Genomic DNA, 12,966 nt, shown 5'->3' with positions numbered 1-12,966 from the left:
GAGTACAGGATTCGAAAACAGTATAATGGCTCTAACTGAAAAATCGCTGAATTCGAACTGTCGGCTATCGTTGACCCCACGAACATGATTTTAAACACAAAAAAGACCGCCCTCTTCATCAGAGATAGCGGTCTATCTATTCCTCTAATATAAGCTACTTCTTTCGTTTCTTCTCCGCGGCCTTCTCCACATTTTCCTTCACCCGAAATTCCACAATCCGGCGGATAAGCTCTTCAGGCAAGGGTTGATTCAGGGGGAACTGCACCGACCCTTTAGCGCCTTTGTAGACAGAGAGTTCATCCCGGAATGCCTCGATTCCGCTGGGAGCAGGATAGAATCCGATATGATTCTTATATGCGGCAAAATGGACCAGATTCCCGTGCTGCGCATACGTTGGCATCTGATAGCTAATCTTCTCCTCCGCATTCGGAGCAGCTTCACGAATAATTTGTCTTAATACCTGCAGTCTGACCTGTACATCCGGAGCGAACCCCGAAATATATTCATCGACCAGTGCAGAATAATGGTTACCCTCAGCCATCCTGAACTCCTTCCACCACGATTCATGGACTCGTGATATGGATTTATTTTTCACAACGTCATGGCCCGGCCATTGCGCATCAAATAATCTTCCTTCGTCTTGTAGTCCGGCATGATACTGCCAACGCGGCGCCAGAACGAGCGATCATGATTCATATGATGAATATGGCACAGCTCATGGATAATGACATAATCAATGACTTCCGGTGGTGCCATGGCCAGACGATAGTTAAATGTGAGTTTTTTGTCCCAGCTGCAGCTGCCCCACTTGGTGGGGGATTCCACAATGTCTATGGACTTTGGCTTGACCTTCAGCTCCTGTTGATAAGGACCAATGCGTTCACCAATGACTCTCTTACACTCGGCAAAATAAAATTTCTTCAGATTCGCCCGCAGCTCATCCTCGGACAACCCTTCAACCTTAATTAACTCATGCAGTGCATATTCCTTGCCCAGAAACAAAAACTTCCCGCTACCTTCTTCCTCGTAGTCTTTGGCCTGCGGTCCTTCCAGGGCCTGCTGCATTAGCGCCGATTTCTTCAATATGATTTCACCATGCTGCTCTACAAGCTGCTGAATCATCTCATTGCTCGTGCCATTAGGTGTCTTAATCGTTACCATGTAGGGCAGGTCCATTGTGATGGAAACCTTCTTGCCTTTGCCATATACCACATGGCATTGAATGATGTGTTCGTTTAGTTTAATCGTTAGCATGTTGTGCTCCGCTTCTTTTTTTAATCCATTCATTACGATTGTATATCATCCTAAGGTAATCTGCACAAACAACACATAAATATTTGTTAAATAAAACTGTATTATTATTCATTATTATGTATTATTATTTAAAACATATTGAATTCAGTCTCATATAAAAGGAGGATACCGTATGAAGCAAATCACTGAGAATGGACAAAAAATCATTGAGGAATTATCCCTCAATCACTGGCAGTCCTTGTCTACCTTGTTCTATGATGGATGGATTTTACGTTTTGCCAACGGATACACGAAGCGTGCCAACTCCATACAACCCATCTATGATTCTACCCACGATGTATTTGCCAAGATTGATGAGTGCGAGCGAATCTATGCTGCCAACCAGTTGAGTACCATTTTCAAAATCACACCGTTTATCCAGCCGGATCACTTGGATCAGCTTCTGCAGGACAGAGGTTATTCCATTGTAGATCACACCAACATGCAGGTGCGTAGTCTGGAAGCACTGAAGGAACCGGAGTACCCTTTGGTACAAATTGATGAGCAGTTGACCCAGGAGTGGCTGGATCACTTTTGCCGATTGAATCAGGTACAGGAAGGGAAGCGGGAAACAATGACACAGATGCTGTCCAACATCCGTACAAGCACGGGTTTCATTTCCCTGTCGGTCGATGGACAAGTCGTTGCCTGTGGGCTGGGCGTTGTCGAGCGTGGCTATATCGGCTTGTATGATATCATTACGGATGCCGCATACCGGAATCGCGGGTTCGCTGAACAGATGATATTACATCTCTTGCATTGGGGGAAAAAGCAAGGCGCCACATCGAGCTATCTGCAGGTTGTAGCCAGTAACGCTCCCGCTATAAAGCTCTACGCCAAACTGGGCTATACGAAAATCTACTCGTATTGGTATAGAGTTAAGGCATTCCACGAAACTTGATCCTCAATCTAATGGTGATTTTTGAGCTAAGACAACCGCCTTGGTGAGTAAGGCGGCTGTCTTGAGAGGCGACTTAGACAAGATGCAGAGATTTCGTATGTATAGACGGTGATTTTATACATATGCCATTCTCGTATGTAGCTTTGATTACTGATATTTCATTAATAGTAGCACGTAGTCTTTCAATTCTTTTGGTGCAATAAACCATCGCTTCTTTTAAATTCTCATCATTTAATCGGTTTGCTATTGTACAGTGAGGTATCCAATGATTGGGGAGATAATGAGGCTCAGCATTCATTTGGTATTTTTCAAAGAAATGGTGATGCTTAGCATGAAAAGTTAAAAATTCTTGGGAAGGAACAGGGGCAAGGAATACAATTCCTGTGTTCAAAAAAGTCCCTATTGAGTTCAGAGTGATCGAAAGTTGTTTTTCAGATTCATAAAAACAGTCAAAATCGCTTATGAATTTGTCGATATCTACGTCAGAGTCATAACCTGCTATGGTAATATGAGGTCGTCTATCTTGTACTTCTTCTGCGTACCTGGAAACTGCATGATCACTTAATTCTTTCCAAATCTGTTTTATATAGAGCTCTGTATCCTGGTCAAAATGAGCAACTACTCCGTACAACTCCATAACCCCCTCCATAACTATAAACCCTTGCAATGGAGAGTATTCAACAGGTCCATTTAGCAATCCTGCCCGCAAATCATCTCCGAATGGAATTGCCACCTTCATTGTTATAGAACATTGGTTCACAATTATCGAATATCAACATACGGTTTAATCTAGCCTTTGAAATATTTGAATAAAAAAATGCCTTTCTTAAATAACAAGAAAGGCATTTCATATTTTCTATTCCTTATGATATAGGAAGCTTGACCAGTACTTCATATGACTTGCCAGCCTGGATATCCTTAATCATGTCTCCTTCGATCAATTGACCGTTAACATACACTTCGGTCTTTCGGACAGCCGCATCCCGTTTCATCTCTACCTGCAGCTCGGCACCACGGAACAACCTGGTCACCGAAGCCTTATCCCAATTCGCAGGTAATTGCGGGCGTACGAGCAGCCCTTCGGCGTGACCCTGCAATCCGAACAGTCCATCGATCAGGCAGCGATACACCCAAGGTACCGTACCCGTGTTGAAGAGATGGCTGGAACGTCCGGCTGTACGTGGAAATTGTCTGTAGGCTCCGCGATAATAATTGGGGATGAATACAGGTAACTGCCCCCGCTGGAGGATATCTTCGGTATCGGGACCAGGAATCATTTTGCGAAGGAGCCGATAGGCGTTCTCCTTTTCCTCAACCAAATACAGTGCATAGATGTAGAACGCAGCCGCATGGTTGTAGACCGCCCCATTCTCGGCACTGCCCGGATGTTTTTGCGTAACCCGGCCCACATCTTCCCGCATGGCGGTGAAGGACGGTGCTAACTTCTCCACACCATATGGGGTCTCTAACTGCTCCTCCACTGCCCGGATCAGCTTCTTCCGCTTCTCCTCATCGGCCGCGCCGCTCATCAGCGCCCAACCCTGAGGATTAATATAGATGCGTCCTTCCTGATCCTTGCTGATGCCAAAAACGACATTATCATCCGTTATTCCGCGTGCATACCATTCGCCATCCCACAGATACTCATTCGCTACAGCATTGGTCCGGTCTGCTTCCTCACGGAATTGCTTCGCTGTTTCGGTATGCCCGGCCTGCTCCGAAATATCCGCCCATACCTTGAACGCATACGCCGTTGCAATGGTGAGCCAGCCGGATACCCCTTTACCCTTATAACCCACCATGTTCATCGGATCACACCAGTCGCCCTGATTAATGAAGTTGAGGCCGCGATGGTCACGATCCTGAATCAGCCAGCGCATGGCCAGATTCATATGCTCCAGCACAGAGGCCTTCTCTTCACTGTCGGCAAATGCAACCTGCTCCTCCAAAATGCTGTAATCATTCGTCTCATCCAGATACGTACGCATACAGACCGGAAGCCAGATACAGTGGTCCGTATGAGGAACCTGGTTGATGTATTTGAGCTCAGCATCCGGGTGCAAAATGATTCCATCCGGCATCGCGCCGCTTGCATGCTGCTGAGCCAGGGCTGTCAGGAAGGCATCTCGTGCGATCCCAGGCTGAATGTAACTCATGCCCATGTTATCCTGCAGATAGTTTCGGGTCTGCGGATCAGTCGTCAGACGGTTCGTTTTGCCGTGGTAATACATTTGGCGTGGCAGCCAGTGGTTTACAAAATTATTCAATCCGTCATCCGGGGTCTGGATCTGGATATTTCCCTGTCCTTCTGCAACGTAAGCGGCATATTCCTGTTCAGCCAAGGCAAAGCCATCCAATCCTTCATGATCCCGTTTGATAAAATACTGCTGCCGGATGCGTTCGATCTCTGCCTCATCATGAGCCGGGCCAAAGATAAACCGGTATTCCCGCTCAGCTCCTGCTTCGAGCTCCAACCTGTACTGAAGGACAGCGACAGGTGTCTCATACCTTGCATCCCCGCCCTCTAAGGTGTCCAGCTGCAATGCCGATGGGGCATGAAGGCCGCCCTCGCCCTCGAAACGCTCATGATTCACTTCCCATGAAGCAGGCTTGCGATCCGCAAGCAGGTAGGTCTTGTCGCTGTAATTTTTGACTTTGGCATAATCCTGATACTTCTGATACGGCGTAATGGACGAGCAGACGATTCCCTGCAAATCATCCACATATTCACCGGACTGATTCATCCATGACATATAACCAACCGTGAAATACGGATACATGCTTAGCTTGCGTTTATGAGAGGAAAGGTTCTTCACCTTCACTTGCCACAGCTCCATGGCATCCGCTTTGGGCAGACGCAGGCTCATCTCAATGGAAATGCCATCGCTTACAACATTCCAGCGAATATCGTGTTTACCCACGGCGAACGTATAGCTGTCCGCCTGTTTTCGCACCGGCTCATATGGAGCCGAGAAAATGTTTCCGCCTACTTCATCCTTGATGTAGACAAATCTCCCCGGATGATGCGCATAATACGGCTGCTCCGGCTGCATAAAGGTTTTCGCTTCCAAATTGGGTGCATGCGAGTACTTGGCAGGCTCCGGCTGCATGAATTGCGCCACAGCATATCCGCGGCAATTCATATGGATCATCATCTTTTCGTTCCATAGGAATCCGGATGCCTTAGGCATACTTGTCGGACTGGTCAGCTCGTAATATTCATTGTCGTTCGTTGCTCTGATCATCACTGAACCTCTCTTTCGGTTATGAAATTGGAATGACAGAAAACGTTTTAGTAACTTGTATACAACTTCATTCATTATAACACGGGAACGCTTACAGTCACGGATAAATGTTCAAAAATTCATGTGAATTAATCTGCTCAGCACATAAATATCGCAAAACATTCTATTAAAAATAAATCTTCTGATTAGGTGCTCCGATTAACAAAAAAGAGCTGAATTCTCAGCTCTTATTGCGCTCCAATTGTTTTTCGATGCCCAGCCTATCAATCTGAATCCAATATTCTGCAATCCGCTCATTTTCCACGCGATATACGGCACTGGCAATTTCAATAACCGGCCGATGGGTTGGTGCATATCCGTCCACTTCTCCAATATGTATTCCCTCTTGTCTCCAGCGCACATACACCTTATCGCCCTGTGCGATCAGTTCCTGTATCTCAAGTGAGAATTCACCGTACGCCTGAATCATCTCTCGTACATGATCCGCATATTCGGAAGGTGTCCTGTTTACGGTCACTTCCTCTTCGGATACCACCTGATGTGCTAGTACCTGCTCTGCCATCAATGTATCAGCATAATCAAGGTTAAGACCTGACCGAACCTCCTCGAAAAAGGCTCTGACAATCTGTTCTGGGGTCATTGCAAGCCACTCCATTTACATTGGATTTTCTGTCACATCTAAAACGCAGCGTTCTATATCTTCCCTTATTCTAACATCCATTCCATGGTCGGAGATCAATCTGTTCTACTGTTCTACGGGACTATTATCCCTGTTACCATGCCTTGACAATGAGACTATATAACCATAAACTAGCAAAAGACTTTAGGTAATTAATAGGAGGTTTTGCTGATAAGAGGATTCAGATTGATTTTTACCATAAATGATAATGTCAGGTGTATGAACTAGAAAAACCAGAAAGTGGTGTATCATGAAACGTCTATTCGTAATGTTGTTTGCCCTCACTCTACTGCTGGCCGGATGCCAAAGCAATGACAAGGAGAGCAGTCCGAGCGAAAATAATCCCACAGAAACTTTAGAAGGCTCTACCATATTGAGTTTGAAGCAAAAATACGGCTCCGAATCAAGCCCATCGATTATGCCCATGTATAACGTAGCTCAAGACGAAGAATTCCAGTTTACATTTAAGGCTGACCTAAAAACCAGTCGTCTACAAGCAAGTGACATGATTAGTGTACATACGGATATTAAAGCCCTGGAAGCAAGTAAAGTCTATGCCATACCGGAAATCAATGATAATAGCATTTCGATCAAACCTCTCGGATGGGGTGTATTAAGCTCAGAGAAGCTGAAAGCACAAGAACAAAGTACATGGGGTGGTGCCCCCATCTATTACATTCGTCTGAAATATAATCCAGATGCTGAGAAATTGACACTACTTGATCAACCCATGATTATTCCTTTTACAGTAAAATCCGAGCTGCCTGTTCCAAATCTTAAGTATGAGATCGACAAGGATAAACGGTTCACGCTTACCTGGGACAAGGTAGAGGGCGCAGCAGAGTACAAAATCTATAATCGTGCCGATCGAACGGTTATTTTTGAAACAAACAATGTTCCCCTGCAAGGGGCAGAGAAAGCCTACAATGGAAGCAATCCGCTGGTCGTAGCGACGACAACCGAGACATCCTTCAATGATTTCAATGAGGATGGCAAAGGCGGCCTTGGTATCATGAATGAACTAACGACATCCTATCAGAACCATGGCATGAAGGGTGAATACTACGTCACTGCTGTCAGTGGGGACAAGGAATCGAATTTTAGCAACGGTGTGGCTACTGCTCCTCTCTCTAACCAGTTGCCCATGGCTCTAAAAGAACAGCTCTATATGAAGAAATTGAAGAACACAAACGAACTGCCTAAAACAACAAGTATTGAGCACATCGATGGTTCCTTCTCCCAAGGATCAATTGTCTACGATACTGCGAATGTAGAAATCTCGGATTTCAACGAAACGAACATTCCTTTTCATATCAAAGGAACCGCTCTTAAGAGCTACGTACGGATAGAATCTGTAACCAAAGAAGACTTGGCCAAATTGGATCAACAAACGGTCGCTGAGTCCAGTAACGGACTGGTTGAACCAAAAAATGACACTCCTTACGTGCCTGCACCTGATGTGCCAACCATCATTAACAATAATGATGCGCCTGCATCGGAGACTGCAACAGAATCTACGCCTGAAGAGTCTGCAACGACTGCTGTTCCAGCACCTGAAGTTGAAGTGGATGCGACCACTGAAGAAGGTTCTGAACAAGCACCTGCCTCTAACCCTGAAACGGCAGAAGCCAATCTGGTGGACGAACAGAAATCGAACACACAGCAGAATGTTGAAGAAGGCAACCAGGAAACCGTTCCTGAACCAGCTGCAGGTGATAAACTCATCAATGCGGATTCTGCACTGGAAGAAGTGCTGGCCAAAAACATGATTGCAGCTGAAGATCAAATTTCATTGAAAGCTTTTCCCGAAGCCCAAAATTTCACGACACTCTCGGATGTTGTCCTGAAAGTAATGTATCAGAATCCATTGATTCTCGGCGTCGAAGGTTTCGAATACAACTATGGTACATTGACGCTCTCCATTCATTACAATGAATCTGCAGATGTCATCCAGAAGAAACAAGGCGAGATTATTGCCAAAGCAAACGAAGTTGTTGCTTCCATCATCAAGGATGGCATGAAGGATGATGAGAAACGAAAAGCCATCTATGATTATCTGAACGATAATGCGAAGTATGACGATGCGGCACTGGAAAGTGCGGAGCAAAACAACTTTAAAAATGTGGATGCTCAGTTTAACGACTCATTCACCACCTACGGTATTCTGGTCAAAGGGGTTGGTGTATGCGCCAGCTATGCTTCGGTCTACAAGCTGCTCTCCGATCTGTCCGGATTGGACAGCATTGTCGTAACGGGAGCATCCAGTGGTGTCCCTCATGCATGGAACAAGGTCAAAATCGGAAATGAATGGTTCCACGTAGATGCCACGAACAACCTGACCAACTCCGGTATTCCCTACTTCCTATACAATGCAAACGATGAGACGGCTGCAAGTCAGGAAACGATAGCGGATAAAGATTACTGGATCGATTCCGAACTCGAACTGTTTCATGGTGAAAGTGATGCGAATGACTATTATGTGCAAAATGAACTCGAAGTCGCTTCGGTCAATGAATATAAAACGAAGACGGAGAGTGAACTGAAAAATGGGGAGAAACGGGTTATTCTGAGATTGGCCTCCCCTGTTGACTCCGATGAATTAATGACAGCGGCAGGCGAAGCACTTGCTGCGGTGGATGAAGCCCTGCTGAACACGGCACAATTGGCAACGCTGGGCAGTTACACGATTCTGGAAACCAATCCGGAACAAAAATAATAACCAAAACACAAAGAACTCCATCACCCATATCGGGAATGGAGTTCTTTGCTTAACAAGCTAATCCATTGGGGACCAATTTACGGTCTCCTGTTAAGGACTAACGGTACCACCGTTAGCATTCAGGGTCTCACCGCTCACGTAACTGGATTCCTGGCTCGCCAGGAATACAAAGGCAGGTGCCATCTCGGCAGGTTGTCCTGCCCGGCCAAGTGGCGTATTGGAACCGAAACTAGCAAGCTTCTCGACGGGCTGTCCGCCAACCACCTGAAGCGGTGTCCATACCGGACCTGGAGCTACAACATTCACGCGGATACCTTTGCTGCCGACCTGCTGGGCCAGTGCTTTGCTGAACGTGTTGATGGCCGCCTTCGTCGTTGCATAATCCAGCAGGATTGGCGAAGGGCTGTACGCCTGAATGGACGACGTATTGATGATGGAGCTGCCTGGTTTCATATGTTTTACAGCCGCTTTGCAGAGCCAGAACATGGAGTACACATTCGTTTTGAATGTCGCATCGAATTGCTCTGTAGTCAGATCCGCAATCTGTTCCACAAACTGCTGTTTACCTGCCACGTTGGCAAGAATATCGATCCCGCCAAGCTCCTTAACGGCAGACTCAATGAGCTGCTCACAATAGTTCTCATCCTTCAGGTCGCCGGGAATCGCAACAGCCTTACGGCCTGCTTCTTCAATCAGCTGTACCACTTCTTTGGCATCTGCTTCTTCTTCAGGAAGATAAGACAGCACAACATCCGCGCCTTCACGTGCAAAGGCAATAGCCGCCGCGCGGCCAATCCCGCTGTCTGCACCGGTTACTACAGCTTTGCGTCCAGTCAGACGTCCGCTGCCTTTATAACTCTTTTCGCCTGCATCAGGCACAGGTGTCATCTCGCGCTGAAGCCCCGGCTCTTCCTGCTGCTGTTTCCATTCTGATGTTGCCTTCGGATATTGTGTCGTCGGATCTTGTACAGTATGCTGGTCTTGATTAGCCATGTTCAATTCCTCCTTGGGTAAATTTACAGGTGGTCACTACGATCACAGAACAACCTTACGATCGCTGTTATCCCCAGATTTCTTTATCTCCCCTTTATTAAGGGGGAAATCCGGGGATAAAGGCGAACACTCCGTTTCTCCAGGTTATTTCTGCTCTCTTCGTGAATGTGTAAATTTCAATTTATTTATAGTTGGGTTTCATAAAAGTTGCACTCTTTTCTTTGTAACCGAGATGGGTGAAATTTAAACTGGGCTTGATCATTTCCTTATGGAAGCTGCAGCATTTAAATTGAGGCTGCTGCGTAAACCTCTGGATCGTTTACAATGTCCTCTGCTTGCTTATCCCCTTGTCTGCCGCAATGGAATTGATATTGATCGCGCAGCAGCTCTTCTAGTTCCTATCCTAAAACCTCCAGTAACAGGAGATTCAAGAGATATTTTTCAGAGGGTGACACTGCTCAAAAGACAAATAAAAAAAGAGAGGGAGATCCACCTCTCTTTCTACATATTCTAATTAGTAAACAACGTAAACTTACTCTTACCAGGATGTACGTGGTTTTTGAATAGCATCAGTTTCTTTTTCTATATCTGTCATCATGTCTTTAATTCGGTCCAAAGCCAGTTGAAGCTGCTTTTGATGTGCATCCAGGCGATGAGCCATCGATCTAATCTGCTCTTGTGTAGGAGGCTGCGGCGCATGGGAGATTTCAATCAATTCTTTTTCAATAGCATCTATTCCATCCAATCCTGTACCCAGCATCTCAATGCCAAACTTGGCCTTATCTGCAATATGATCTATCTTTAAAGCCGTTTCTTTTGCTTGTTTGTTGCCCCAGCCACCCGATATGTAATTGGGCTGACCTACAGGTGGTGTATAATCGCTCATAGAGACCTATCCTCCCTATTTCTGATACTTATCGGTAATTTCATCAATCTTATCTGTCAACTTGTCAATCTCGTCCGTGAGACTATCAATTTCGTTGGTTAACTTATCTACATCTTTAATGTTCTTCTGAACTTCGTCAATGTTGCCGCTAGTAGCTATAACTTTGGACATTACTTCTTGTGCAATCGATGTCACGAGTACTTGTACATGATCAGGAGCATCTTGTCCAACTTGTGCGACCAATCTGTCAATCAGAGGCTTGATCTGAGATAATGTCGTTGCAGCGTTTGAAAGCTCACGGCCACAAGAGTTCAATTCGGAGTCAATTTTATCCGATACCCGGTCAATTTTGGATTGGGTGATCTGATCGATTTCTCTGATGACTTTGTCGATATCATTTGACATCTCACGCACTGCGCCTTTTCCTACTAACATTAGCAAACTCCCCCAGTATGTTTACAAATTCTTCAATCTCCTTGATTATAAGGTAAGCCTTAATACTGATCAATAAATTAAGTTGTTATTTCGACTCATTTTTACAAAAAAAACAAAAAATGCACCCTTGAATGACACCGAATCTCTAAAGATTCTTCGATGTACTCAAGAAATGCATTTTGGGCACCCACTGAACAAATCACACCACAGTTTTAAAACATAATCTATCGATCTTCTCCGCCCTCTACACGCTGCTTTTTCCCAATACCGAATATGAAATATCCGATCACCACAATGGCCATAAAGGTCGCACCCACAATCAGGGGCAAGCGTGTATCCGGGTTAAACGCCATCCCGATGATAACCAGGATCAGATACACAATAATAATGTAGTTGCTGATGGGGAACCATTTGGACTTGAAGTTGTGTTCCCCCATCTCATTACCCCAACGCTTTCTGAATCGGAACTGGCTGAAGGCCAGTGCGAACCACGGCACCATCCCAGGAAGGACACTTGCACTGTAGATATACAGGAACAGTTTGGAATCCGGCATCAGGTAGTTCAATATTACACCGATCAGCAGCAGGGAGATCGTAATAACGATGCTGTTGCGTGGAACCCCGCCTTTGGACAGCTTTTTGAAAAAGGCAGGTGCCTGTCCATTCTCAGCAAGCGTATATAACATACGTCCCGCACTGTAAATTCCGCTATTACATCCAGACATCGCAGCTGTGAGCACCACGAAGTTGATAATGCCCGCAGCAGCCACGATACCGACCTTGGCAAATGTGAGTACAAACGGGCTGCCCGTCTGCCCCACTTCATTCCACGGGTACAGTGTCACGATGACAAAGATAGCCCCTACATAAAAGATAAGGATACGCCACACGATATTTTTGATCGCTTTACGCAGCGTTTGCTTCGGATTCTCCGCTTCTCCGGCTGTAATACCGACCATTTCCACGCCTTGATAGGCAGCCGTTACGATACATAGAGCAAACAGGAATCCTTTTATTCCTCCCGGGAAGAAGCCACCATGACTCACCAAATTCGATAATCCGATCGGCTGTCCGCCGTTCCCCAGACCGAAGAAGATTAAGCCGGTTCCGATCACGATCATAAACACAATGGCTGTTACCTTAATCATGGCGAACCAGAATTCAAACTCCCCGTAATATTTCACCGCAGCCAGATTTGCCGCCGCAATAATGAGCACACCAGCCAGTGCCGGCAGCCATTGTGGAATATCCGGAAACCAGTATCCGACATAGATACCGATTGCCGTAACTTCCGCCATCCCCACCGTTACCCAGAGGAACCAGTAACTCCAGGCGGTCAGGAACCCGGCAAGCGGACTGATATATTTATGAGCAAATGTGGCAAAGGATCCGGTGACAGGCTCCTGAATCAACATTTCTCCCATAATACGCATGACAAAAAAGATAACGATCCCGGCCAGCAGATAGGCCAGCAGCACCGAAGGACCTGCCCATTTGATCGTACTCGCCGATCCCATGAACAATCCAACGCCGATTGTACCCCCGAGTGCAATCAGCTCAACGTGGCGGGGCTTAAGCCCTCTAGATAGTTGCTTCGATTCCAAACGATTCTCCCCTTTTCTTGTGTGCAGCTTCGTGTTGTCAGAATTACATTTCTATGTTCACATTAACGCAATGCAGAATTGCTTCACCAAATTGTACGAGATGTGCCGCAGAAATACAACAAGGAATGTAAGGAAGCGTTTTTATTAAGAATATTTATCATTTTTGTATTTTAAATATAGCCGCATCGAACATGGACCTAACAGACAGGAT

Annotated in this window: 11 protein-coding genes; 2 read left to right on the top strand and 9 right to left on the bottom strand. The window is 45.8% G+C overall.

Translation table 11 applies throughout. From position 1 onward, the window contains the following. Positions 1–154 precede the first annotated feature (154 nt). Together MHB82_RS03895 and MHB82_RS03890 are read right to left on the bottom strand one after the other, a co-directional pair. Entirely contained in the window at positions 155–541 is a 387-nt protein-coding gene (locus MHB82_RS03895; protein ID WP_110755630.1) for an iron chaperone, read from the bottom strand. Positions 542–591: 50 nt separating this feature from the next. Further along, on the bottom strand, positions 592–1,287 hold the full coding sequence (locus tag MHB82_RS03890; RefSeq protein ID WP_341173867.1) for a M48 family metallopeptidase: 696 nt from the start codon (positions 1,285–1,287) through the stop codon (positions 592–594). Positions 1,288–1,426: 139 nt separating this feature from the next. On the opposite strand from MHB82_RS03890, the gene MHB82_RS03885 reads away from it, so the two are divergent. Continuing rightward, positions 1,427–2,194, top strand: a complete 768-nt coding sequence (locus MHB82_RS03885) for a GNAT family N-acetyltransferase (protein ID WP_341173866.1) — start codon at positions 1,427–1,429, stop codon at positions 2,192–2,194. Positions 2,195–2,267: 73 nt separating this feature from the next. Here MHB82_RS03885 and MHB82_RS03880 read toward each other — a convergent pair whose 3' ends face one another. The 3 genes from MHB82_RS03880 to MHB82_RS03870 form a co-directional block, all read right to left on the bottom strand. Continuing rightward, positions 2,268–2,933, bottom strand: a complete 666-nt coding sequence (locus tag MHB82_RS03880) for a 2'-5' RNA ligase family protein (RefSeq protein ID WP_341173865.1) — start codon at positions 2,931–2,933, stop codon at positions 2,268–2,270. Between the two features lie 124 nt (positions 2,934–3,057). Continuing rightward, complete coding sequence (locus MHB82_RS03875) at positions 3,058–5,439, bottom strand: GH36-type glycosyl hydrolase domain-containing protein (RefSeq protein ID WP_341173864.1); 2,382 nt, start codon at positions 5,437–5,439, stop codon at positions 3,058–3,060. A gap of 220 nt (positions 5,440–5,659) precedes the next feature. Continuing rightward, a complete protein-coding gene (locus tag MHB82_RS03870; RefSeq protein ID WP_341173863.1) occupies positions 5,660–6,079 on the bottom strand; it encodes an ester cyclase in 420 nt (139 codons plus the stop codon). Between the two features lie 289 nt (positions 6,080–6,368). On the opposite strand from MHB82_RS03870, the gene MHB82_RS03865 reads away from it, so the two are divergent. Continuing rightward, positions 6,369–8,834 (top strand): transglutaminase domain-containing protein, encoded by a 2,466-nt coding sequence (locus MHB82_RS03865; protein ID WP_341173862.1) that lies wholly within the window; start codon positions 6,369–6,371, stop codon positions 8,832–8,834. Between the two features lie 93 nt (positions 8,835–8,927). Here the strand turns inward: MHB82_RS03865 and MHB82_RS03860 are convergent, their stop codons facing one another. The 4 genes from MHB82_RS03860 to MHB82_RS03845 all read right to left on the bottom strand — a co-directional run bounded on the left by MHB82_RS03860 (position 8,928) and on the right by MHB82_RS03845 (position 12,755). Further along, positions 8,928–9,830, bottom strand: coding sequence for an SDR family oxidoreductase (locus tag MHB82_RS03860; RefSeq protein WP_095360984.1), 903 nt, complete (start codon positions 9,828–9,830; stop codon positions 8,928–8,930). A gap of 538 nt (positions 9,831–10,368) precedes the next feature. Further along, the gene (locus MHB82_RS03855) at positions 10,369–10,716 is read right to left on the bottom strand and encodes a hypothetical protein (protein ID WP_095288571.1); all 348 of its coding nucleotides are present in this window, start codon (positions 10,714–10,716) and stop codon (positions 10,369–10,371) included. Positions 10,717–10,731: 15 nt separating this feature from the next. Next, positions 10,732–11,121 (bottom strand): hypothetical protein, encoded by a 390-nt coding sequence (locus tag MHB82_RS03850; RefSeq protein ID WP_258377527.1) that lies wholly within the window; start codon positions 11,119–11,121, stop codon positions 10,732–10,734. Positions 11,122–11,375: 254 nt separating this feature from the next. After that, positions 11,376–12,755 (bottom strand): amino acid permease, encoded by a 1,380-nt coding sequence (locus tag MHB82_RS03845; RefSeq protein WP_341173861.1) that lies wholly within the window; start codon positions 12,753–12,755, stop codon positions 11,376–11,378. Between the last annotated feature and the right edge of the window lie 211 nt (positions 12,756–12,966).

The organism is Paenibacillus sp. FSL K6-2862 (assembly GCF_038005125.1).
GTDB classification, from domain to species: domain Bacteria; phylum Bacillota; class Bacilli; order Paenibacillales; family Paenibacillaceae; genus Paenibacillus; species Paenibacillus illinoisensis_A.
This window is presented reverse-complemented; position numbering and strand designations above follow the sequence as displayed.